Origin of the sequence: Kitasatospora sp. NPDC004745, from assembly GCF_042873275.1 — a bacterium.
In the GTDB taxonomy this organism is placed as follows: domain Bacteria; phylum Actinomycetota; class Actinomycetes; order Streptomycetales; family Streptomycetaceae; genus Kitasatospora.
The window spans coordinates 611262-635095 of the sequence record NZ_JBIALK010000001.1 but is presented as its reverse complement, the minus strand read 5'-3'; the positions used below and the strand labels follow the sequence as shown (position 1 = coordinate 635095).

Sequence of the window (23834 nt, the reverse complement as noted above, 5' to 3'; positions counted from 1 at the left end):
CGCGCCCCACCCCACCGGAGGTCCGCCATGAGCACCGCCCCGCCCGAGGACTTCGGCTTCGACGCCCCCTTCGACCGGGCCGGGACGGGCAGCAGCAAATGGGCCCGCGCCGGGGCACCGGGGGTGATCGCGATGGGTCTGGCGGACATGGACCTGCCCGGCCCGCCGGCCGTGGCCGCGGCCCTGCGGAGCCGGGCCGCTCACCGGGCGTACGGGTACACGGTGTGCGACCCGGCCGGTCGGGCCCTGGTGGCCCGCTGGTACCGGGAGCGGCACGACGTCGAGGTGGATCCGGACTGGGTCCTGCTGCTGCCCTGCGGCCCGCGCACCGCGCTGCGCCTGCTGCTGGAGACCGTCCGGCCACAGGCGCCGGTGCTGTTCCCGACGCCGGAGTGGGGCGGTTTCGCGCAGATCTGCCGGGCCGCCGGGGTGGCGTACCGGGAGCTCGCCCTGACCGTCACCGGCGACGGCTACCGGTTGCCTGAGGCCGGCCAGCTCCCGCGCCCCGCCTCGGCCCTGCTGCTGAGCAGCCCGCACAATCCGTCCGCCCGGGTGTGGCCGGGCGCCGCGGTGCGCGGCCTGGCCGCCTGGGCGGCGCGGTGCGGGGCCCTGCTGGTCTCGGACGAGGTGCACGGCGACCTCACCCATCCGGGCCGGCACCACCCGGTGGCCGTCACCACCGCCCACCCCTGGGACCGGCGGCACGTCGTCTCGCTCAACTCGGTCGGCAAGACCTTCAACTGCTCCGGGATCCCGTCCGCCTTCGCGCTCGTCCCGGACCCGGCACTGCGCGCCCGCTTCACCGACACCCTGGCCGGGTTCGGGCTCTGGGAGGGCGGTCTGCTGGAGCAGACGGTGCAGGAGGCGGCGCTGCGCGAGGGCGGCCCGTGGCTGGACGCGCTGCTCGCCCACCTGGCGGCCGCCCGCGCCCGGCTGACCGAGCGGCTCGGCCCGGCCGTCCGGTCGGCGCCGCAGGCCTCCTACCTGCTCTGGCTGGACGCCGCCGCCCTCGGCCTGCCGCCCGAGGGGGCCCGGCGGGCACTGCTGGAGCGCTGCGGCCTGGAGGCCTCGGACGGCGCCGAGTTCGGCACGGGCGGGCAGGGCTCGCTGCGGCTGAACTACGCGTTGCCGGGGCCGGTGCTGGACGAGGTGCTGGAGCGGCTGGACCGCCTGTGAGCGGCCGGGAGCCCCAACGCGGACCCGGCGCGAAACCCGTCGCGGACCTGCCGTGAACCCCGGCGCGAAACCCGGCGCGCAGCCCGTCACGGGCCTGCCGCGGGCCTGCCGCGAACCGCCCGGAATCCCGGATTCACCCGATCGCCACACCCCTGACCTGCGGAAACGAACGTTCACCCGATATTTGCGGAGCGTCCCCGCATGCTCCGTAGCAGACTGGGCAGGGTAGACCGGGCCGCAATCGTGATCCCGAGGATGGTGAGTCCGGTGATACCGATATCCCACTCCACTCAGCCCGAGCGGCAGAGCCCGCAGCCGCCCCCGACGGGGGTGACCCCGCTGACCGAGTCGGGGGCGCGAAGCCACGTGGCGGGCGTCTGCTTCAAGATCGGGCCGCCCCGCCTGGTCGGGGTCGAGGTCGAGTGGTTCGTCCACGACGACCGATGTCCCACCCGGCCCGTACGGCCGGAACTCCTGCGTGACGCACTGGCGTCGATGCCGCTCGGCGGCCCCGACGGCACCTCGCTCCCCTCCGGTTCGCGCCTGACGCTCGAACCCGGCGGGCAGGTCGAGCTCAGCTCCCCGCCCGCCACCGGCCTGGTGGCCTGCGTCGAGGACACCCGACGCGACATGACCGCCCTGCGGGCCGCCTTCGCGGCGCAGGGCCTGCGCCTCACCGGCACCGGGACGGACCCCCTCGCCCGGCCGCGCCGGATGGTGCTGGACCACCCCCGCTACCTCGCGATGGAGCGCTTCTTCGACTCGGCCGGGCCCTGGGGCCGGATCATGATGACCGGCACGGCGTCGGTGCAGGTGTGCGTGGACGCCGGCGACACGGACGGCCCGCACGCGGTGCGGCGCCGCTGGCTGCTGACCCACCGGCTGGGCCCGGTGCTGGTCGCCGCCTTCGCCAACTCCCCGCTGCTGGACGGGAAGCCGACCGGCCACCGGTCGACCCGGCAGACCGTCTGGTCCCGGATGGACCCGAGCCGCACGCTCGCCCCGCAACCCGACCACGGCGACCCCGGCGAGGCCTGGGCGCAGTACGTGCTCGACGCCGAGGTGCTGTGCATGCGCCGGCCCGAGGGCCTGCCCTGGACGGCCCCGCCCGGGCTGACCTTCCGCGACTGGGTCCGCGGCGGCGGCGAACGCCCGCCCACGCTGGCCGACTTGGACTACCACCGCACCACCCTGTTCCCGCCGGTGCGCCCGCGCGGCCATCTGGAGCTGCGGATGATCGACGCCCAGCCCGGCGACGGCTGGGTGGTGCCCGCCGCCCTCGTCACCGCGCTGCTGGACGACCCGGCGGCCGCGGACGCCGCGCTGGCCGCCCTGGAGCCGCTGCAGTGCGCCGACGGTCCGCGTCCGCCGCGCAGCGACGCCTGGCGCCGGGCCGCCACGCTGGCCACCGCCGACCCCGAGCTGCGCCGCGCCACCCTGGCCTGCTTCGCCGCCGCCGACGCCGCGCTGGGCCGGCTGCCCGGCGCCGGACGGCTGCGCACCGCCGTCGCCGAGTTCGCCGAGCGCTACCCCGCGCGCGGCCGCTGCCCCGCCGACGACCAGCTGGACGCCCTGCGCTCCGGCACCCGACGCACCCTCCCGGAGGAGGCCGCACCATGACCGACGTCCGACCCCCCGCCGCGCCCGCCGACCCGGTGGCGGGCACCGAGGCGCTGCGCGAGGCGATCGCCGCCGAACTGCTGGCCGCCCGGGCCCGGACCGCCGCGCTGACCGACTGTGTCGAGGACGCCGACCTCACGGCCCAGCACTCGCCGCTGATGTCCCCGCTGGTGTGGGACCTCGCGCACATCGGCAACCAGGAGGAGCTCTGGCTGCTGCGCAACGTCGGCGGCCGCGACCCGATGCACCCGGAGATCGACCCGCTGTACGACGCCTTCCAGCACCCCCGGGCCGAGCGGCCGAGCCTGCCGCTGCTGCCGCCCGCCGAGGCGCGGGCGTACGCGCACGACGTGCGCGGCCGGGTGCTCGACCTGCTGGCCGCCAGTCCGCTGGAGGGCGCGCCGCTGCTGGACGCCGGGTTCGCCTTCGGGATGATCGCCCAGCACGAGCAGCAGCACGACGAGACGATGCTGATCACCCATCAGCTGCGCCTGGGCGAGCCCGCGCTGGCCGCCCCCGCACCGCCGCCCGCACCGGCGGACGCGGCCGTGCTGCCCGCCGAGGTGCTGGTCCCCGCGGGCCCGTTCACGATGGGCACGGACACCGAGCCGTGGGCGCTGGACAACGAGCGCCCGGCGCACGTGGTCGACCTGCCGGCCTTCCTGCTGGACACCACGCCGGTCACCAACGGCGCGTACCAGCGGTTCATCGCGGACGGCGGCTACGACGAGCCGCGCTGGTGGACCCCCGAGGGCTGGGAGCACCGCCGGCGCGCCGACCTGAGCGCCCCGCTGTTCTGGCGGTTCGAGGACGGCCAGTGGCTGCGCCGCCGCTTCGGCACGGTGGAGCCGGTCCCCGCGGACGAGCCGGTGCTGCACGTCAGCTGGTACGAGGCGGACGCGTACGCCCGGTGGGCCGGGCGGCGGCTGCCGACCGAGGCGGAGTGGGAGAAGGCCGCCCGGCACGACCCGGTCGGCGGTCGCTCCCGCCGCTACCCGTGGGGTGACGGAGCGCCCGGCCCGGAGCACGCCAACCTCGGCCAGCGGCATCTGCGCCCGGCCCCGGCGGGCGCTTACCCGGCGGGCGAGTCCCCGTACGGCGCACGGCAGTTGATCGGCGACGTGTGGGAGTGGACGGCCAGCGACTTCCGCCCCTACCCGGGGTTCCGGGCCTGGCCGTACGCGGAGTACTCGGAGGTCTTCTTCGGCCCGGAGTACAAGGTGCTGCGCGGCGGCTGCTTCGCGGTCGCGCCGGTCGCCTGCCGGGGCACCTTCCGGAACTGGGACTACCCCGTCCGCCGGCAGATCTTCGCCGGGTTCCGCACCGCCCGCGACCTGGAGTCGGCCTGATGTGCCGCCACATCGCCTACCTGGGCGAGCCGGTGGCGCCGCGGGAGCTGCTGGTGCACCCGCCGCACGGGCTGCACCGGCAGTCCTGGGCGCCGCGCACCCAGCAGCACGGCACGGTCAACGTCGACGGCTTCGGCCTCGGCTGGTACGCGGACGGTGACGAGGTGCCCGCACGCTACCGCCGGGCCGGGCCGATCTGGGCGGACTCCGCCTTCGCCGACCTGGCCCGGGTGATCCGCACCCGGGCCCTGCTGGCGGCGGTCCGCTCGGCGACCGAGGGCTGCGCGGCGGGCGAGAGCGCGGCCGCGCCGTTCGCCGCCGAGCGCTGGCTGTTCAGCCACAACGGCGCGGTGGCGGGCTGGCCGGGCAAGCTCGACGCGCTGGCCGCCCTGCTCCCGCCCGCCGAGCTGCTGGAGCTGGAGGCGCGTTCGGACTCGGCGCTGCTGTGGGCCCTGGTCCTGCACCGGCTGCGGGCGGGGTCCGGTCTCGGCGAGGCGCTGGCGGACACCGTCGCGGACGTCACCGCGCACACCACCGGCCGGCTCAACCTGCTGCTGACCGACGGGCGGGTCGTCGCCGCGACCACCTGGGGCGACACCCTGCACCACCGCACCCTGCCCGGGCTCGGCACCGTGGTGGCCTCCGAGCCCTACGACGACGACCCGGACTGGACGGCCGTCCCGGACGGCTCGCTACTCCTCGCGGACGGACGCGACGTCACCGTGCACCCGCTCCCCCGCCGCCGCTGATCCCCCACACCCCCTTCATCTTCTGAACAGAGGATCAACCTGTCATGGACACTTTTGATCTCACCCGGCTGCTGCCCGCGGACCACTTCAGCACCGCGTTGCGCCACGACGTGCAGCACGGTCTGACCTCCGAACCGAAGTGGCTGCCGCCGAAGTGGTTCTACGACGCGCGGGGCAGCGAGCTGTTCGAGGAGATCACCCGGCTGCCGGAGTACTACCCGACCCGCGCCGAGCGGGCCATCCTGACCGCCCGGGCCGGCGAGATCGCCGCCGCCACCCGGGCGCACACCCTGGTGGAGCTCGGCTCAGGCTCCTCCGAGAAGACCCGGCTGCTGCTGGACGCGCTGCGCACCCTCGGCAGCCTGGAGGCCTACGTCCCGGTCGACGTCAGCGAGAGCGCGCTGACCGGGGCCGGCACCGCGCTCGCCGCGGAGTACCCGGGGCTCGCCGTGCACGGCGTGCTGGCCGACTTCACCGCCCGGCTCGGCCTGCCCCCGGAGGGCGGCCCCCGGCTGGTCGCCTTCCTCGGCGGCACCCTCGGCAACCTGCTGCCCCCGGAGCGGGCCGCCTTCCTCCGCGGCCTGCGCGCCGCCCTCGACCCGGGCGACTTCCTGCTGCTGGGCACCGACCTGGTCAAGGACCCCGCCGCACTGGTCTCCGCCTACGACGACTCGGCCGGGGTGACCGCCGAGTTCAACCTCAACGTGCTCAACGTGCTCAACCGCGAGCTCGGCGCCGACTTCGACCCGTCCGCCTTCGCCCACGTCGCCCGGTGGGACCCGGAGCAGGAGTGGATCGAGATGCGGCTGCGCTCGCTGCGCTCGCAGACCGTGAAGATCCCGGCGCTGGACCTCCCGGTGCACTTCGACCGGGGCGAGGAGCTGCGCACCGAGGTCTCGGCCAAGTTCCGCCGCGAGAGGGTGGCCGACGAGCTGGCGGCGGCCGGGCTGCGGCTGAGCCACTGGTGGACGGACGAGGAGGGCCGGTTCGGGTTGTCGCTGGCCGCGCCGCAGTGACGCCGGCGGCGGCATCCGGGGGCGGCCCGGCCGGCCGGTGGACACCTCAATTTGGTTGTTCACCTTACGAATTCTCGAAACCGGCCAATCGGGCCCCGGTGTACAAGACTTAAACGAACAGGGGTTACGATCTCGGCTACCGAGCTCAGTGTTGAGTACCAGGAGTCAAGATCGTGAGCGTCACCCAGAAGCCCTCCGGGGCGGTCGAGGCCTCCGCGCCCGGCCGCCTCGGCTTCGTCGTCTTCATCACCGCCGCAGCCGCCCTCGGCGGCTTCCTGTTCGGCTACGACAGCTCCGTGATCAACGGCGCCGTCTCCGGGATCCAGCAGAAGTTCGGCGTCGGCGACGGCGTGACCGGCCTGATCGTCTCCTCCGCCCTGCTGGGCTCGGCGGTCGGCGCCGCACTGGCCGGCCGGTTCGCCGACCGCTACGGCCGCATCAAGGTGATGAAGGCGGGCGCGCTGCTGTTCGCGGTCAGCGCCGTCGGCTCGATGCTCCCGTTCTCCGCCTGGGACCTCGCCCTCTGGCGCGTCCTCGGCGGCGCCGCCATCGGCATCGCCTCGGTGATCGCCCCGACGTACATCGCCGAGGTCGCGCCGACCAGGTACCGGGGCCGGCTGGCCTCGTTCCAGCAGGCCGCGATCGTGCTCGGCATCGCGATCTCCCAGCTGGTCAACTGGGTGCTGGCCGACGCGGCCGGCGGCGACACCCGCGGCCGCCTGCTCGGCCTGGAGGCCTGGCAGTGGATGCTCGGGATCTGCGTCGTCCCGGCCGCCGTGTACTTCGTGCTCGCCTCGGTGATCCCGGAGTCCCCGCGCTACCTGATCCAGGCCGGCCGCCTGGACGACGCCCGGGCCGTGCTCGCCGACGTCGAGGGCCGGGACGTCGACGCCGACGCCCGGATCGCCGAGATCCAGGGGCTGATCGAGTCCGACCACCGGCCGCGCTTCCGCGACCTGCTCGGCGGGCGCTTCGGCCTGCTGCCGATCGTCTGGGTCGGCATCGGCCTGTCGGTCTTCCAGCAGCTCGTCGGCATCAACGTGATCTTCTACTACTCGTCGATCCTGTGGCAGTCGGTCGGCATCGACCAGAGCAACTCGCTGCTGATCAGCTTCGTCGGCTCGGTCATCAACATCCTCGGCACGGTGGTCGCGATCCTGCTGGTGGACCGGATCGGGCGCAAGCCGCTCGCACTGATCGGCTCGGCGGGCATGGCCGTCGCCCTGGGCGCGGCCGGCTGGGCGTTCTCCTCGGCCACCGGCAGCGGGGACAGCGTCTCGCTGCCCGACCTGCAGGGCACCGTCGCGCTGGTCGCGGCCAACGCCTTCGTGCTGTTCTTCGCGATGTCCTGGGGCGTCGTGGTCTGGGTGATGCTCGGCGAGATGTTCCCGAACCGGGTCCGGGCCGCCGCGCTGTCCGTCGCCGCCTCCGCGCAGTGGCTCGCCAACTGGGCGATCACCGTGTCGTTCCCGTCGCTGTCGCGCTGGAACCTGTCCGCGACCTACCTGGTGTACGCGGCCTTCGCCGCCCTGTCGATCGTCTTCGTCGCGAAGTTCATGAAGGAGACCAAGGGCGTCCGGCTGGAGGACATGGGCTGATCCGACAGTCGGACCTTCGGCCCCCGCACCCTAGCGCCATGAGCGCGGGTGCGGGGGCCGAATCGTTCACTCCCTGCGGTGGCGCGAGCACCTCCGGTACTCCTGATCGGCAGGAGGGATGTGTCCTTGATCTTCAACCGGCTCCGCACCCGCAGACCAGCCGCCGCCCCCGCCGGCGCCTGTCCGTACGCCCACGCCCCGGCCGGGCACCCGCAGACCGCCCCGGGGCCGTCGCCGGTGATCGACCGCCGCACCGGTCCGTCGCCGTCCACCGCACCGCCGTCCACCAGAGTGCCGTCCACCGCACCTCCGTCCGTCGGACCTCCGTCCACCGGACCGCTGTCCACCGAACCGGCGCACGCCGGCCCGCCGCGCGCCGACTCGTCGCCGTCCCCCGACCTGCCGCCCGCCGGTCCGCCACCCTTCACCGACCAGGAGCAGGCGGCCGAGTTCATCCGGCAGTTCCACCGGGAGCAGCCCGCCGCCGGCGCCCCGGACGACCGGCTCCGGGCCGTCCGCGACGAGATCGAACGCACCGGCACCTACGAGCACACCCCGGCCGAACTGGCCTACGGCGCCAAACTCGCCTGGCGCAACGCCGCCCGCTGCATCGGCCGGCTGTACTGGCGCAGCCTGGTGGTGCGCGACCTGCGCCACCTCGGTTCGGCCGACGACATCGCCGCCGAGTGCTTCGAGCACCTGCGGCTGGCGGGCAACGGCGGGCGGATCCGCCCGGTGGTGTCGGTGTTCGCCCCCGACCGCCCGGGCCGCCCGGCCGCCCGCATCCTCAACCAGCAGCTGGTCCGCTACGCCGGCCACCGCGACGGCGGCGCCGTGGTCGGCGACCCGGCCGGCGTCGCCCTGACCGCCCGCGCCCGCGACCTCGGCTGGAAGTGCGCCGAGGACCGCTTCGAGGTGCTGCCGCTGCTGGTCCAGGAGCGGCCCGGCGAGCGGCCCGACTGGTACGGGCTGCCCGACGACACCGCGCTGGAGGTGCCGCTGAGCCACCCCGCGTACGACTGGTTCGCCGACCTCGGGCTGCGCTGGTACGCGGTGCCCGCGATCAGCGACATGACGCTGGAGATCGGCGGCGTCCGCTACCCGACCGCGCCGTTCAACGGCTGGTACATGGGCACCGAGATCGGCGCCCGCAACCTCGCCGACGCCGACCGCTACGCCATGCTCGGCACCGTCGCCGAACGGCTGGGCCTGGACACCTCCAGCGACCGCACGCTCTGGCGCGACCGCGCGCTGATCGAGCTCAACATCGCGGTGCTGCACTCCTTCCAGGAGGCCGGGGTGACGATCGCCGACCACCACACCGAGTCGGAGCGTTTCCTCAAGCACGTCGCCCAGGAGAAGCGGCTCGGGCGACCGACCCCGGCGGACTGGAGCTGGATCGTGCCACCGGTCTCCGGCGGCCTCACCCCCGTCTACCACCGCTACTACGACCCGGTGGACCCGTCGCTGCGCCCGGCCTTCGTCCCTCGCGAGCCCTGGTGAGGGCGGTCCCGGCGTGAGGGCGGTCCCGGCCTGAGGGTGCTCCCGGTAAGGGCGGCGGTCCGGGTGAGGGCGGTCCCGGCGTGAGGGCGGTCCCGGCCTGAGGGTGCTCCCGGCGTGAGGGTGCCGGGCCGGAGGCGTCAGCGCCCGCTGGACCGCGCTGCGCGCTCGTGCTGCCCGTGCTGCTCGGGCTGCTCCGGGCGCTCCACGCGCTGCAGGCGTTCGAAGCGCAGGACCAGTCCGTCGAGCAGTGCCTCCAGCCCGGTCTCGAAGGCCCCTTCGTCCACCGCCCCCCGGTGCCCGGCCAGCCGGTGCGCCTCGCCGAGGTGCGGGTAGTCCGCCGCGTCGTAGACCTCGGCGTCCGCCGGGAAGCCGGCCGCGAAGGAGGCCAGCGCCGAGCCGGTGACGAAGTAGCGCATCAGCGCGCCGATCCGGGTGGCCTGGCCGCGCGGCCAGCCGGCCTCGACCAGGTGGCCGAACACGGCGTCGGCCAGGCGCAGCGCGTTCGGCCGCCGGCCGGGGCCCTGGGCCAGCACCGGCACGATGTTGGGGTGGGCGGCGAGCGCGGCGCGGTAGGAGCGGGCCCAGTCGCGCAGTGCGTCCGGCCAGGGGGTCGGCGGGGTGCCGGGCCGGACCGGACCGGCCCCGTCGGCGGTGCCGCCTGTGCCGCCCGGGCCGCCGAACATCGACAGGTCGACCTCGCCGATCACGCTGTCCACCACGGCGTCCAGCAGTTCGTCCTTGGTCGCGACGTGGTTGTAGAGCGAGGGCCCGCTGACCGAGAGCTCGGTGGCCAGTCGGCGGGTCGAGAGGGCGGCCAGGCCCTCGGCGTCGATCAGCCGCAGCGCGGCGGCGACGATCAGCTCGCGGCTGAGCAGCGGGGTGCGCGGGCGGGCCATCGGGATGCCTCCTCCGGTTCGTCCGGTCGGGTGGGTGGGGACCGATTCTGGCAGGTGCCCCTTCCCAGCGCGGCCCGGCCGGGGCTACAGTCCACCCGTAAAACTTGCAGCGCTAGTTTACGGGCCGGGAGGCGCCGTGAACCCGGGAACTGCCGTGGAGGAGTCACCGTGAACCTGGAGCTGTCCGAGGAGCAGAGCGCCGTCCGCGACCTAGCCGCCGAATTCGCGGACCGCGAGATCGCCCCGTACGCCGCCGACTGGGACCGCGCCGAGTCCGTCGACCGCGCGATCATCGGGAAGCTGGCCCGGCTCGGCTTCCTCGGCCTGACCATCCCCGAGGAGTACGGCGGCAGCGGTGGCGACCACCTCGCGTACTGCCTCGTCCTGGAGGAGCTCGGCCGCGGCGACTCCGCGGTGCGCGGCATCGTCTCGGTCTCGCTCGGCCTGGTCGCCAAGTCGGTCAACGCCCACGGCACCGAGGAACAGAAGCGGCACTGGCTCCCCCGGCTCACCTCCGGGGAGTCGCTCGCCTGCTTCGCGCTCACCGAACCCGGCACCGGCTCCGACGCGGCCAACCTCACCACCCGAGCCGTCCGGGACGGCTCGGACTGGCTGATCAGCGGCGCCAAGACCTTCATCACCAACGGCACCTGGGCCGACGTCGCCCTGGTCTTCGCCCGCACCGGCGGCGACGACCCCGACCGGCAGGGGCACCGCGGGATCACCGCCTTCCTCGTGCCCACCGACCTGCCCGGCTTCACCCGCACCGAGATCCACGGCAAGCTCGGCCTGCGCGGCCAGGCCACCGCCGAACTCGCCTTCGACGAGGTCCGGGTGCCGGACACCGCCCGGCTCGGCGAGGTCGGCCGGGGCTTCCGGGTGGCGATGTCCGCGCTGGCCAAGGGCCGGATGTCGGTCGCGGCCGGCTGCGTCGGCATCGCCCGCGCCTGCCTGGACGCCGCCGTCCGGTACGCGGGCGAGCGCGAGCAGTTCGGCAAGCCGATCGCCTCCCACCAGCTCGTCCAGGAACTGCTGGCCGGCATCGCGGTCGACGTCGAGGCCGCCCGGCTGCTCACCTGGAAGGTCGCCGACCACATCGACCGCGGCCTGCCCTTCGCCACCGAGTCCTCCGTCGCCAAGCTCCACGCCAGCGAGGCCGCCGTGCGCGCCGCCAACAACGCCCTCCAGGTGTTCGGCGGCTACGGCTTCATCGACGAGTACCCCGTCGGCAAGTACCTGCGCGACGCCCGCGTGATGACGCTCTACGAGGGCACCAGCCAGATCCACCAGCTGCTCATCGGCCGCGCCCTCACCGGCGTCAACGCCTTCTGACCCGCGCGGTGCCGCGGGAACCCTCCCGGGCGCGCCGCCCCGACCCGCCCGGACCCCGTGTCCCGGGCCCGGCCCCGGGCCCCACCGCCCGGACCCCGTGTCCCGGGCCTCGTGTCCAGGGCCTCGTGTCCAGGGCCCCACCGCCCGGACACCTCGCCCACCCGAGAGCCCCACACCCCCGCACCGAACATCCCCCGACCCCGCACCTCCCCACCGGAGCGATCGGCCCCACCGGACCGTTCCTCCCACCGGACCCATCGGATAGGAGCCCGACGACGTGCGTCCCGTCTACTTCGCCGCAGCCCGCCGCACACCCATCGGCCGACTGCGCGGAGCGCTCGCCACCGTCCGGCCGGACGACCTCTCGGCCACCGTGCTGCGCGCCCTGCTCGCCGACGTACCCGCCCTCGACCCCGCCCGCATCGACGACGTCTACTGGGGCGCCGCCAACCAGGCGGGCGAGGACAACCGCAACGCCGCCCGGATGGCCGTCCTGCTGGCCGGCCTCCCGGACACCGTCCCCGGAGCGACCGTCAACCGGCTCTGCGCCTCCGGCATGGAGGCCGTCACCCTCGCCGCCCGGGCCATCGGCTCCGGCGAGGCCGACGTCGTCCTGGCCGGCGGCTGCGAGTCGATGACCCGCGCCCCCTTCGTCCTCCCCCGCCCCGACGAGGCCCTGCCGCACCGGATCGAGACCCACGACACCCGGCTCGGCTGGCGGCTGACCAACCCGCGGATGGCCGAACTCCACGGCGTCCTCAGCATGGGAGAGACCGCCGAGGAGGTGGCCGGCCGCTACGGCATCGGCCGGGAGCGCCAGGACGCCTTCGCCCTGCGCAGCCACCAGCGGGCCGCCGCCGCCCGCAAGGACGGGCACTTCGACGCCGAGCTGATCCCGGTCGAGCGCCCGGACGGCGTGACGGTCGACCAGGACGAGTGCATCCGCGAGGACACCAGCCTGGAGAAGCTCGCCCGGCTCAAGCCCGCCTTCCGCCCCGGCGGCACCGTGACCGCCGGCAACGCCTCGCCGATGAACGACGGCGCGGCCGGGCTCGTCCTGGTCAGCGAGGAGGCGCTGCACGACCTCGGACTGCGCCCGCTCGGCCGGTACGTGGCCGGCGCCTCCGCCGGGGTGCACCCGGACGTCATGGGCATCGGCCCGGTGCCGGCCACCCGGAAGGTGCTCGGCCGCGCCGGCTGGTCGCTCGCCGACCTGGACACCGCCGAACTCAACGAGGCCTTCGCCGCCCAGGCCCTGGCCTCCGCCGACGGCATCGGGTTCACCCCCGAGCAGGCCGACGAGCTGGTCAACCCGACCGGCGGGGCCATCGCGCTCGGCCACCCGCTGGGCGGATCCGGCGCGCGTATCCTCACAACCCTGCTGCACCGGATGCGCCGCACCGGCGCGCGGCGCGGACTGGCCACCATGTGTGTGGGCGTCGGTCAGGGCACCGCCGTCCTCGTCGAGAACGTCCTCTGAGGGAGTGACCGAAGTGACTGAAGTCAACGGGTTCGAAGGCCGCTTCGCCGGCAGGGTCGCCGTCGTCACCGGAGCCGCGCAGGGCATCGGCGCGGCCACCGCCCGCCGGCTCGCCGAGGAGGGCGCGGTCGTCGCCGTCGTCGACCTCACCGCCGAGCGGGCGGCCGGGACGGTCTCCGAGATCACCGCCAAGGGCGGCACCGCGCGGGCCTACGGCTGCGACGTGGCCGACTACGACGCGGTGGAGGCGGTGTTCGCCCAGGTCGCGGCGGACCTCGGCGGGGTGCACATCCTGGTCAACAACGCCGGGATCACCCGCGACAACCTCTTCTTCAAGATGCCGAAGGCCGACTGGGACACCGTCCTGACGGTCAACCTGACCAGCGCGTACAACTGCAGCCACGTCGCGCAGAAGTACATGGTGGCGCAGAAGTACGGCAAGATCGTCTCGCTCAGCTCGCGCTCCGCCCTGGGCAACCGGGGGCAGGCCAACTACGCGGCCGCCAAGGCCGGCATCCAGGGCCTCACCGCGACCCTGGCGATCGAGCTCGGGCCGTTCAACATCAACGTCAACGCCGTCGCCCCCGGGTACATCGCCACCCCGATGACCGCCGCCACCGCGGAGCGGGTCGGCAGCACCGCCCAGGAGCACCAGGAGGAGGTCTCCGCCCGGACCCCGCTGCGCCGCGTCGGGCAGCCGGAGGAGATCGCGTCGGTGGTCGCCTTCCTGGCCAGCGAGGACGCCTCCTACGTCAGCGGGCAGACGCTGTACGTCAACGGCGGGGCGCGGTAGGCCCGGCGGCGGGGCCCGCCCCGTCCGGTGGTCCCGGCGGACCCGTCGGGTGGTCCCGGCGGGCCCGCCCGCGGCGGCGGGCTTCAGCTGACGTGTCATCACATTGCGGTCCGGGGAGTGCGGTTACCTTCCCCTGGGACGGCCTTTACCTTTTCGCGTGGCCGACCATGACCATGGTCCGGTGGGACGACCCCACCAAATGACTATGGCATGATCATGCGACAGTCGATGGGATGGCCGCACCGACCCGACCGGACCAGGTCGGGCCCAGCGTCCCAAGGAGTCCCATGGGCAGCCCCGCCACCCTCCGCCGCGCCCTGGCTCTGCTCGCCGTCGGGGCCACCGCCCTCACGGCCGGCACCATCGCCGTACCGGCCGTCGGCACCGCGACCGCCGCCCCCTCGCACGACCTCACGGGCGTCCACGTCCGCCCCGCCTCCTTCGGGCACCACAACGCCCAGGCGCGCCCCGTGCCCCTGAGCACCACCCAGTGCGTCAGCCAGATCGGCATCCACTGCTACTCGCCGCTGCAGTACCGGACCGCCTACAACCTGGACCCGCTGTACCAGCAGGGCGTCACCGGCAAGGGCCGCACGATCGTCATCGTCGACTCCTTCGGCTCCCCGACCATCCAGCACGACCTGGAGGTCTTCGACAAGCAGTGGGGCATCCCCGACACCAACGTCGAGGTGGTCAAGTGGGGCAACGTCCCCGTCTTCGACCCGAAGAACCCCGACCACACCGGCTGGGCCGGCGAGACCACCCTGGACGTCGAGTACGCCCACGCCGTCGCCCCCGACGCGCACATCGTCCTGGTCGAGACCGGCGTCGCCGAGACCGAGGGCACCACCGGTCTGCCCGAGATGATGGACGCCGAGAAGGCCCTCATCAAGGAAGGCCGCGGCGACGTCATCTCGCAGAGCTTCGGCGCCACCGAGAACACCTTCCCGGGCTACGACAAGGGCGACTTCAAGTCGCTCACCGACCTGCGCTACGCCTTCCAGGCCGCCGCGGACCACAACGTCACCGTGCTCGCCGCCTCCGGCGACAACGGCGCCACCGACGCGCAGGCCAACGGCACCGACCTGTACCCGTACAAGGTCAACTCGTGGCCGTCCTCCGACCCGCTGGTCACCTCCATCGGCGGTACCCAGCTGACCCTGGACGACAGCGGCAAGCGCACCGCGGCCGACAAGGTCTGGCACGACCAGTACGGCGCCGGCGGCGGTGGCGTCTCCGGCATCTTCGAGCGCCCGTGGTACCAGGCCGGCGTCGCCAACGTCACCGGCAACCACCGCGGCACGCCCGACATCAGCATGAGCGCCGCGGTCGACGGCGCCGCCTGGACCTACGAGTCCTACGACCCGACCGCGGTCGGCTGGCACCTCACCGGCGGCACCAGCGAGGCCACCCCGCTGTTCTCCGGCGTCGTCGCCCTCGCCGACCAGCTCGCCGGCCACCGTCTCGGCCAGCTCAACTGGCGCCTCTACGGCCTCAACCTGCTCCCGAGCGACTGGAGCGGCATCGTGGACGTCAAGGACGGGGACAACGGCTGGAACGGCGTCACCGGCTACAACGCCGCCAAGGGCTACGACCTCGCCAGCGGCCTGGGCACCATCGACGGCAACAAGTTCGTCCACGCCATCGCCGGTCGGTGACGGCGCACCGCGGGTGACGATCGACAGGTGACGAGTAACAGGTAACAAGTAACAGCGGACAGATAACAGATTTCAACATCTGTTATCTGTCCGCTGTCATCTGTCTGCCGTCATCCGTTCGCCGTTCCCTGCTCGTCAGGCCGCCCGGGCCGTCCGTACGCCCGGCGGAGCCGGTGAGGCGCCGCACGTGCGGCGCCTCACCGGCTTCAGGCGTGCTCGGCCGCTGCGGCTCCGGCAGGCGCCGGGGCCGCAGCGGCCAGCTGGGCGAGGTAGCGCTCGGCCGCGCGGAGCTTGCGACCGTCCGGCCCCGGCAGATACGCCCGGAGCTCGATGATCTCCGGCGCGATCCGCAGCGCCACCGCCCGGTCCTGGACGGACCGCCAGCACGCCTCGGCGTTGGTCGCCGCCTGCTGCGTCTCCGGGTGGTCCGGCCCCTGCGAGCGGAGCAGCGTCAGCGCCACCTCCCGGTAGATGTCCGCGGCCTCGGCGGGCCTGCCCGCGAGGCGGCACACGTGCGCCCGGACCTGACGGACCTGCAGGACCGGCTCGGAGACGGCACCGTGCTCGGCGATCGCCTCCAGTTCGAGCGCGAAGGCGAGGTCGGTGGCGGCCGCGTGCTCCCCGGCGTCGGCACTGCGGACGATCCGGCCGATCACCTCGCGGTAGTCGGCGCGCGGGGGGCCCGCCGCCGGAGCCTCGGTGAGCGGGGCCTCTACGGCCGCCGGAGCCTCGGCGGGTGCCTCGTCCGTCGGCGCGTCGGCCGGGAGTACCTCGGCGGCGGGTGCCTGGTCCGCCGGTGCCCCGTCCGCCGGCGCCGAGTCCACCGCAAGCGCGTCCGCCGGTGTCCCGTCCGCCTGAGCCGGACCGCTGTCGGTCGGAGCCGGCTCCTCCGGCGCACGGTCCTCCACCGGCACCTCGTCCGCTGACGCCGCCTCGTCCGCCGGAGCACTGTCCGTCAGGGCCTCATCCGTTGATACCTCGTCCGCCGGAGCGCGGTCCGCCGGCACCTCGTCCGTCGGGGTGGCTTCCAGCGGTGCCGCGACGGCGGGCGGGGTGTCGGCCGGGGCGTCGACCGGGACGTCGTCCCGGGGCTGCTCGGCGGCGTCGACGGGCGGGTGCTCGGCCGCCACGGCCGGCTCCGCCTGCGGCCGGGGCTTGGCCAGCGACACGCCCGCCGCCGCCACGCCCGCAGCCGCCACGTCCTCGGGCACGGCATCCACCGGGGCGGGCTTGCGCAGGACCACGCCCGAGGATCCGGCGGGCTCGCCCTTGCGCAGGCTGACCGGGCGGGCCGGCCGGGGCGGGGTCGGCGGCACACCGGGCTTGACCAGGTCCACCATGCCGCCCGGAACCACCAGGGCCGTCACCGGCGCGTCGGACGGTGCCTGGGCGGACGCCTCGGCGGGCACCTGGGCCGGGACGGAACCCGGGGCCGGGACCGACCCCGGCAGCCCTGCGACGGCGTCCAGCGGCCCGTCCTGACGCACCGGCCGCGGCACCGGCGCGACGGCCGGAGCGTCGGCCGGCAGGGCGTCGGTAAGCGCGGCGCCGGTGGGTACCGGATCCACCGGTACCGCGGCCACCGGCGCGAGGACGTCGCCCGCCGGGCCGTCGCCCCGCCGGGCGGTGTTGCGGAAGACGGGACGGTCCGGGGCGTGGGTGGCCAGGATGACCACGTCCGGGCGCAGCACCGAGTACACCTGCTGCCGCAGTTGCTCGGGCGCGAGGACGTCGCCCGCGCCGGGGCGGCCGCCGTGCAGGGCTTCGATGAGGGCGCGGGTGAAGGTGCCGATCTGCTCCGGGTCCGGGCTGACGACGGCCCAGAGCGGGATGCCCTCGCTGAGCGGCGAGACGGTGCCCTGGAGGTAGGGCCAGGCGTTCTGGTCGGCGCTCAGGTCGGCGATGACCAGTGTCTGCCACTCGGCCGGACGGTGGCTCAGCTCGGCCGCGACGGCCTGCCAGGGCAGCCCGTCCTGCTTGGCGTCGCGCAGGGTGAGCTGGAGCTGGCCGCCGCGCTTGTCGGCGACGATGTGCCCGCCCAGGTGGACGAGCAGCGGCCCCGGGTGGCGGGAGGCGGCGCGCAGGTGGGCCAGGACGGTGTGCGGGTCGCCGGCGCCGGGCAGGTGGACGGCATCCACCGCGTCCGCGGCGAGCAGCACCTGCGGGGACACGGCGGCGAGCATCGCGGACAGCACCGGCGCCTGTGCGGGCCCGCCGCGGCCCCAGGTGCGGCGGCCGGAGTTGCCGTAGCCGCCCTCGATGACCAGGATCCGCCCGCGGGGTGCCGCCCCGAACGCGCCCACCGCCCCGGCCCCCGGGACGGGGAAGGGCAGCGGCGTGGCCGTGGACGGCGGCGCGCCCACCGCGGGCATGCCGGTGACGGTCCACCCGGTCGGCGCGGTCGGCGGCAGGGCGGGCGCCGGCCCCGAAGGCGCCCCGGGCTGCGGCGCGACGGCCGGCAGGGCCGGCGGGGCCGACGGCACCGGAGGCGGCTCGTAGAGCGCGGCGGGCCCCGGCGGGTGCTCGTCGGCGGGGACGCGGGCGGACGGCGGTACGGCGTCCCAGGGGCCCGGGTCCGCCGTCGGGTCGGGACCTCCTGGGACAGCTGTCGTCTCCGCCGCCATCTTCTGGTCACCGCCCCGCCCCGCCGCCCAGCGGCGTCTGATGCCCTTGCTGCGTGGTGACTGCCACCACTCCCGTGCGCGCCACCCTACGAGATCCCGGCGTACCCGATCCAGGCCGGGTCTCCGATCCCGCCCCGCCCGGCCCGTTATGGTGCCCTCGTGGTCGACTCCGGCGTTCCCACGCTCCTCCCGCTGCTCTTCCTCGACGTCGACGGACCCCTCGTTCCGTTCGGGCCGCCCCCGCCGGGCGGCCACCGCACCTACCGCAGCCCGTACACCGCCGCCACTCCCGCCCCGGACGCCAACCCGCTGCTGGCCCGGGCGGATCCGGCGCTGGGGCCGCTCCTGCTCGACCTTCCCTGCGAGCTGGTCTGGGCCACGACCTGGAGGTCCGACGCCAACGACTGCCTCTCGCCCTGGCTCGGCCTCCCCCGACTCCCCTGGGTGGACTGGCCGGACACGGACGACGACGAGCCGGCCGGGCCGCCCGGCCTGCACTGGAAGACCCGGACGCTGCTCGCCCGGGCCGCCGGCCGCCCCTTCGCCTGGGTCGACGACGAGATCACCGCGACGGACCGTCACTGGGTCGCCGCCCACTCCCCCGCCCGCACCCTGCTCCACCGCGTCGACCCCCAACGGGGGCTCACCGCCGCCGACTTCACCGTCCTGAGTGCCTGGCTGCGGGCCGGTTGACGGCGACTCGTGAGCCTCGCGGGCCTCCCGTGCCTCCCGGGCCCCGCGGACCCTGCCGTCCTCCTGGTCCTCCTTCAGCGGTCGGGGCCGGTGAGGTCCACCCAGATCCAGGGGGCGTGGTGCCAGGAGCGGACCTCACCGACGACCAGGTCGACGCAGCTCCCGACCTCCGGGAGGTCCCGCACGAGACGGCGCACCCCGGGTTCGCCGCCGCGGCGGATGAGGTCCAGTGACGCTCCGACCGGCTCGTAACCGTGGATCCGCGCCGAGAAGCCCCACGGGTGGTGGCGGACGACCGTCACCCGGACCCGTTCACCGGGGCGGAGTTCACCGAGCGGCCGGTCCGCTTCCTCCGTCATGGCTGCCCCCCCCTCTTCGTCGGGGCACCGTGCTGCCCCCACCGATCATGCCCGGGCACGGCGCTGCCCGGCGCCCTGGGGGGCGACCGGGCAGCGGGAGCAGGCGGGACGGGTCGTGGGGTCAGGAGCCGGCCAGGAGGTCGCGCAGCAGGGCGACGGTGTCGGCGTCGAGGTCGCGGCCGGTGCGGCGGCTCAGGGCGTCGAGGCGGTTGACGGCGCGCAGGAGCTGGTCGCGGGCGCCGGCCGAGGCGTAGGCGTAGAAGAGGTCCCGGTGCAGGAGTTCGACGTCCGGGGCGACGGCGAGGCCGCGGAAGACGGCGGCCTCGGCGCTGCGGTGGTCGCCGTACTGCAGGCGGCGGGCGGCCAGTTCGTGGGCGGTGTCGACGATGGCGGCGATCATGTCCTGGCGTTCGGCCTCGGCCCATCCGTAGGAGGCGGGGGGCGCCTCGGCGAACGGGGCGCCGCGGACCAGGGCCAGGGCGTGGGCGAGGGCGGCGTCGGCGGTGGCGCTGGTGCTGCGCATGCCGCGCCGGTAGAGGCTGCGGAACTCGTCCCAGTCGCAGGTGACGGCCGGGGCGAAGGTGTAGCCCTCGGTGGTGTCGGTGGCCAGGAAGGTGCGCCCCTCGGGCGAGCTGCCGAACCAGGCGGCCAGGTCGGCGAGTTTGCCGGGCAGCGGGCTCCCGGTGTCGGCCGCGGTGGGGTGCGGGTCGAGGTGGGCGGCGCCCGGGTGGAGGTCGTGGTCCAGCGCGTGGTGGTCGGCACCGGGACGCAGCGCGAGGTAGACGGCGAGTTCGGTGAGCCGCGGCAGGGCGCCGGGTTCGGCGGTGCCGAGGACACCGGCGACGTCGACCGGTCCGAGCAGCCGGATCCGGGGGGCGTTGCGGGTGGCGTGCGCCTCCGGGGAGCGGAGGATGGCGAGCAGGTCGTCGCTGTCGCTGCGCCCGGGGGTGGTCTGCGCGACCGGGGCGACGGCGGCGGGGCCGGGCTCGTGAACCGCCCCGTCCACGGTGGGCTCGGGCCCGGTGGGCTCGGGCCCGACGGCGCCGGGACCGCCTGCGCCGGGCCCGACGGCCTCGGGCGTGCCGGTCCCGGTCCCGGGCCCGGTGCCGGGCTCGGTGCCGGGCTCGGGGCGGTCCGGGATCCGCGGGTCGGTGCCGGTGGGCGCGGGCACGGGCTGGTGGTTCGGGGTGGGCTCGGCGCCCGGCTGCGATCCGCCGGGCTCACCGGGCGCCGCAGGACCGAACGGCTGCGCAGGACCGGAGGGCTGGGCAGGACCGGACGGCTGCGCGGGCACCACCGGCCGGACCGGCTGGACCGGCAGGACGGCCGTCGAGGTGCCCTCCACGGCCTCCGGTCGGCGCAGGTCCCGGGTGGTCTCGTCGGTGGCCGGCTCGGCCGCCGACCCGGGCGCGGGATCGCCGTCCGCGCCGCTGCCGGCGGCGGGTCCGGCGGCCGCGACCGGGTCCGACGCGCTCCCGCCCTCCACCGCCGCGGCCTGCCGCCCCTGCCCGTTGACCACGTGCCTCCCCGCTCCGGGCGGGGGAACCGCTCCGGACGAGGGCACCGGGACCACCGGGGAAGCCACTCCGGACGGGAGCACCGGGACGGCCGGGGGAAGCGGCCCCGCCGGGGCCGGCGGGACGGGCGTGGCCGGGTCGGTGCCCGCGAAGGGGCTGGCGCCGGTGCCGATGACCCGGGCCAGCAGCCGCGGGCCGGCGGCCGTGTCCGTGCCGCCCCCGGTGCCGGCCGCCGGAGCGCCGACGGCGGCCAGGACGGGGACGGCGGCGGGCAGTTCGGCCGTGTCCGCGTCGTCGGCGTCGGGGTCGAAGCCCGGACCGTCCAGGGTCCAGGCCGGGGCGGGGTGCTGGGTGGTGTCGTCGGCGGCCCGCAGCAGTTCGGCGACCTGGTCGTACTGCCGGTCGTCGAGCCGCTGGAGCTCGACCGTCAGGTGCAGCCCGGGGATGGCGGCCTGGCCGGTGGTCGGCAGGGTCCAGCGGGCGACGGGGCCGGTGCCGCGCTCGGGGGCGCGGGTGATGACGGCGACGCAGGTGCGCGGGCGGGCGTCGAGCAGCCGGCCCAGTTCGGCGGGGACACCGCCGCCGGGCTGCTGGGCGCAGAGCACGATCTCCGGGGTCCAGGACTCGTCGGCCTGGCCCCGGCTGCGGGCGTCGCGCGGGCTGGCGGCCTCGGCGGCGACCAGGGTGGCGCGGGCCTTGGCGGTGCGCGGGCCGAGGGCGGCCAGCGCGGCCTCCAGGGTGGGGTGGCGGTGGACGCGTTCGGCGGCCGGACCGCTGATCGGGATCTCCTCGGCGAGGTCGACGAGGTGCAGGTGGAGCCGGTCGGCGAGCGGGCTGTGGGCGAGTTCGACGGCGAGGGTGCGCAGCACGTCGCGGGCGTCGTCGGGGTGTCCGGAGAGGTGGAGCAGCCGGACGGCCTCGAGGTCGGCGAGCACGACGGAACCGTCCGGCGAGGTGCCGAGGGTGACCAGGGCGGGGTAGGGCGCGGCGGTCTTGCGGGCCTGCGCGGCGCTGAGCAGGTCCCCGGAGTCGGGGCCGCACCACCAGACGTTGGCCGCGTGCGCGGCGCGGAACGGCGTGATCGGGGTGGCCGGGCCGGACAGGTGCAGTTCGATGGTGTGGCCGGGGGTGATGCGGGCGGCGACGATGGCGGGCAGCCGCTTGCCGCCGCGCACGGTGTGCCGGGCCATGGTGCGCAGGGCGCGGTCGAGGAGGTCGAGGCCGGCGTCGTCCTGCCGGGCCCTGAGCTCGTTCTCGAAGGCGGCGGCCTCGGCGTCCGGCATGGTGATGCGGTGCCGGGGCCGGCGGGCTCGCTGCTGGGTGCCGCGCTTGTGGGCGACGGTGCCGATCATGATGGCGGCGAGCAGCACGCCGACGGTGGAGGCGGTGAGGGCCACCCGGTAGTCGTCACTGGGGGCCGGTTCGGCGTGGGCGGCGGGGGCCGGCGCGTGGGTGGGCGCGGGCGCCGGGGTGGCCGGCGCGGACCGGGCGGGCGCGCCCTGCGTCGGGGCCGGGGTCGGTGCCGGGGTCGCGGGCGCGTGGTCGGCGGGGGCGTGGTCGGCGGGCGGTGCCGGCTGCGGCGCGGGAGCCGGCTCCGGCGAAGGGGCGGGTGCGGGTGCGGGAGCGGCGGCCCCCGGCACGGTGAGGACCATCCCCGGCACCACCACGTCGGGGTCGGTGAGCCGCTCCCCGTCGGGGGCCTGCGCCCCCTTGTTCGCCTCGAACAGCTTCGGCCACGCCTCGGCGTCCCCCAACTCGCGCTGGGCGATGGCGGAGAGGCTGTCGCCGGACCGTACGGTCACCGTGCCGTGCCCGGCCGGAGCCGGCTCCGTCCCGGACTGCGGGGCCCGCGCGGAGCCGTCGGCCCCGCCCGGCGCGGGCGTGTCGGCGGGTGCGGGTGCCGGGGTCGCCGCGTCGTCGGCCTTGGCGTCCGCCGGCATCAGCAGCTGCCAGCCGGGCTGGATCGGCCGGTCGGCGTCGAAGCGGGTGCCCGAATCGTCCATCACCCTGCCGTCGTTGAGCTTGGCGATCTCCGTCCACCGTTCGCCGGAGCCCAGTTGACGCTCGGCGATGGACCACAGGCTGTCCGCGGGCCGGCTGTCGCGCACGGTGTAGCCGGCGTGCTGCTCGGCGGCGGGGGCCAGGGCGGGTGCGGCCTGGGCGGCGGTGAGGGCGGCGCGCTGCACGCCGGCCGTCACCTGGGCCGGCGCACTGGCGGTGTGGGCGGGCGCGGCCGCGAAGGCCGAGCCGGCGACCGGCACCAGGGCGAGCACCGAGCCGACCAGGCCGGCGGCCAGCCGCTGGCTCCAGCCGAAGGCGGGGATGCGGCGGGCGATCCGGCCGCGCAGCTGGGCCGGGATCTCCAGCAGGACGGAGAGCGCGAAGCAGCCCCAGGCCAGCCAGCCGACCACCACCAGCAGCCACAGGAACAGCCGCCCGTCGTCCGGCCCGGTGAGCGCCTCGCCGACGCCGTCCGGCGCCACCTCGCCCATCGCGGCGACCGCGCGGGTGCCGTGCAGCAGCAGCGCGGGCACGCCGACCAGCAGGGCGAGCAGGGTGACCAGCGCGGCGAGCGCGGTGATCAGGGCTGCGGCGCGGCCCCGGCCGCGCGGCGGGCGGGGCGCCGGCGCGGCGGGCCCGCGGGCGGCCCGGTGTCCGCTCGGGGCCCGGCCTGGGGCGGTTCGGGCCTGGTCCTTGGCACGTGGCGCGGCCATCAGTCGGTCTCCGCTTTCTCGACTCCGTGGACGAGGGTCGCACTGCCCTTGCCCGTTACCTTCCGCTCCCCCAACGCGCCCAGCAGGACGGGCCGGTAGTCGGCCTGCACGGTGACGGTGACGACCTTGCCGTCGCCGGAGAACTCGACCTCGCCGACCCGCAGGCCGTAGAGGACGAGGTAGGCGTCGGCGGCCTGCCGCACGTAGTCCTGCCGGACCTTGAATCCCTTGCCCTGCAGGACGGCGGCCTGGTCGAGCTGCTGTCCGCCGACCCGTGCGGCCTCCTGGGCGTAGGCGTCGGTGCGTTCGGCGACCCGCAGTCGGCCGCCGGCGTCGATCACCAGGGCGATGACGAGCACGACGTAGGCCGCGCAGATCGCCACGAAGAGGGCGACCGCCCCCCGGTCCGACCGGTGGCGGCGCCGCGCCCTGACGGGCATCCTCATCCCCCCTGCCCCTTCCGCACCCTGTTCTCCCCACCGGCCCCCACCGGGCGCCGCCCGGTCCCGTTGCGTCATCCCCCGAGCGCTCTCCGCTTGCGTTTCCCCCGCGCGGGCCGTCCCAATCCCCGGGCCGTACCGCGTCCCCGTCACCACCCGCACCTCGTCCGGCGGCGCGGGCCGCACCGCGCCCCCGGCCGCGGGCCGAACCGCTTCGGACACCGCGGGCCTGACCGCGTCCGACAGCGCGGGCCGCACCGCGTCCCCCGTCACCCGCCGCACCACGCCCCCCGTGGCGGCCCCTGCCGCGTCCCGTG

The 23834-nt window shown here is 75.7% G+C and carries 17 protein-coding genes; 12 read left to right on the top strand and 5 right to left on the bottom strand.

The genetic code is table 11. The annotated features are described in order from the left end of the window. Window positions 1–27 precede the first annotated feature (27 nt). The 7 genes from ACFYUY_RS02865 (at window position 28) to ACFYUY_RS02835 (ending at window position 9011) form a co-directional block, all read left to right on the top strand. Window positions 28–1176, top strand: a complete 1149-nt coding sequence (locus ACFYUY_RS02865) for an aminotransferase class I/II-fold pyridoxal phosphate-dependent enzyme (protein WP_360220701.1) — start codon at window positions 28–30, stop codon at window positions 1174–1176. Window positions 1177–1443: 267 nt separating this feature from the next. Continuing rightward, the gene (egtA, locus tag ACFYUY_RS02860; protein ID WP_387897294.1) at window positions 1444–2796 is read left to right on the top strand and encodes an ergothioneine biosynthesis glutamate--cysteine ligase EgtA; all 1353 of its coding nucleotides are present in this window, start codon (window positions 1444–1446) and stop codon (window positions 2794–2796) included. Further along, entirely contained in the window at window positions 2793–4145 is a 1353-nt protein-coding gene (gene egtB, locus ACFYUY_RS02855; RefSeq protein WP_387897292.1) for an ergothioneine biosynthesis protein EgtB, read from the top strand. Before egtA ends, egtB begins: the two co-directional genes overlap by 4 nt. After that, on the top strand, window positions 4145–4894 hold the full coding sequence (gene egtC, locus ACFYUY_RS02850; RefSeq protein WP_360220710.1) for an ergothioneine biosynthesis protein EgtC: 750 nt from the start codon (window positions 4145–4147) through the stop codon (window positions 4892–4894). The genes egtB and egtC overlap by 1 nt, the downstream gene beginning before the upstream one ends. 44 nt (window positions 4895–4938) lie before the next feature. Then, window positions 4939–5910 (top strand): L-histidine N(alpha)-methyltransferase, encoded by a 972-nt coding sequence (gene egtD, locus ACFYUY_RS02845; protein WP_387897291.1) that lies wholly within the window; start codon window positions 4939–4941, stop codon window positions 5908–5910. Between the two features lie 173 nt (window positions 5911–6083). Then, a complete protein-coding gene (locus ACFYUY_RS02840) occupies window positions 6084–7508 on the top strand; it encodes a sugar porter family MFS transporter (RefSeq protein WP_387897289.1) in 1425 nt (474 codons plus the stop codon). Window positions 7509–7907: 399 nt separating this feature from the next. Next, the gene (locus tag ACFYUY_RS02835; protein ID WP_360220734.1) at window positions 7908–9011 is read left to right on the top strand and encodes a nitric oxide synthase oxygenase; all 1104 of its coding nucleotides are present in this window, start codon (window positions 7908–7910) and stop codon (window positions 9009–9011) included. Between the two features lie 137 nt (window positions 9012–9148). On the opposite strand, the gene ACFYUY_RS02830 is transcribed toward ACFYUY_RS02835, so the two are convergent. Beyond that, window positions 9149–9907 carry a TetR/AcrR family transcriptional regulator gene (locus ACFYUY_RS02830; RefSeq protein WP_387897288.1) on the bottom strand — a complete coding sequence of 253 codons (759 nt, stop codon included), beginning with the start codon at window positions 9905–9907 and terminating at the stop codon, window positions 9149–9151. 168 nt (window positions 9908–10075) lie between these two features. Here ACFYUY_RS02830 and ACFYUY_RS02825 point away from each other — a divergent pair, with 168 nt between their 5' ends. From ACFYUY_RS02825 to ACFYUY_RS02810, 4 genes are all read left to right on the top strand, one after another. Continuing rightward, window positions 10076–11239 carry an acyl-CoA dehydrogenase family protein gene (locus ACFYUY_RS02825; protein ID WP_360220722.1) on the top strand — a complete coding sequence of 388 codons (1164 nt, stop codon included), beginning with the start codon at window positions 10076–10078 and terminating at the stop codon, window positions 11237–11239. A gap of 277 nt (window positions 11240–11516) precedes the next feature. Beyond that, window positions 11517–12719, top strand: a complete 1203-nt coding sequence (locus ACFYUY_RS02820; protein ID WP_360220725.1) for an acetyl-CoA C-acyltransferase — start codon at window positions 11517–11519, stop codon at window positions 12717–12719. A gap of 13 nt (window positions 12720–12732) precedes the next feature. Next, on the top strand, window positions 12733–13512 hold the full coding sequence (locus tag ACFYUY_RS02815) for a beta-ketoacyl-ACP reductase (RefSeq protein ID WP_360220728.1): 780 nt from the start codon (window positions 12733–12735) through the stop codon (window positions 13510–13512). A 287-nt stretch (window positions 13513–13799) separates the two neighbouring features. Continuing rightward, complete coding sequence (locus ACFYUY_RS02810; RefSeq protein ID WP_360220731.1) at window positions 13800–15170, top strand: S53 family peptidase; 1371 nt, start codon at window positions 13800–13802, stop codon at window positions 15168–15170. A 206-nt stretch (window positions 15171–15376) separates the two neighbouring features. Here the strand turns inward: ACFYUY_RS02810 and ACFYUY_RS02805 are convergent, their stop codons facing one another. Then, window positions 15377–17542, bottom strand: coding sequence for a hypothetical protein (locus tag ACFYUY_RS02805; RefSeq protein ID WP_387897286.1), 2166 nt, complete (start codon window positions 17540–17542; stop codon window positions 15377–15379). 411 nt (window positions 17543–17953) lie between these two features. Between ACFYUY_RS02805 and ACFYUY_RS02800 the strand changes: the two genes are divergently transcribed. Continuing rightward, window positions 17954–18487: an HAD domain-containing protein gene (locus ACFYUY_RS02800; RefSeq protein ID WP_360219817.1), complete on the top strand. Its 534-nt coding sequence runs from the start codon at window positions 17954–17956 to the stop codon at window positions 18485–18487. Window positions 18488–18561: 74 nt separating this feature from the next. Here ACFYUY_RS02800 and ACFYUY_RS02795 read toward each other — a convergent pair whose 3' ends face one another. The 3 genes from ACFYUY_RS02795 to ACFYUY_RS02785 form a co-directional block, all read right to left on the bottom strand. Then, the gene (locus ACFYUY_RS02795; RefSeq protein ID WP_360219820.1) at window positions 18562–18846 is read right to left on the bottom strand and encodes a hypothetical protein; all 285 of its coding nucleotides are present in this window, start codon (window positions 18844–18846) and stop codon (window positions 18562–18564) included. A 121-nt stretch (window positions 18847–18967) separates the two neighbouring features. Next, entirely contained in the window at window positions 18968–23077 is a 4110-nt protein-coding gene (locus ACFYUY_RS02790; RefSeq protein WP_387897284.1) for a LysM peptidoglycan-binding domain-containing protein, read from the bottom strand. Beyond that, the gene (locus ACFYUY_RS02785) at window positions 23077–23523 is read right to left on the bottom strand and encodes a hypothetical protein (RefSeq protein WP_387897282.1); all 447 of its coding nucleotides are present in this window, start codon (window positions 23521–23523) and stop codon (window positions 23077–23079) included. The genes ACFYUY_RS02790 and ACFYUY_RS02785 overlap by 1 nt, the downstream gene beginning before the upstream one ends. Window positions 23524–23834 lie beyond the last annotated feature (311 nt).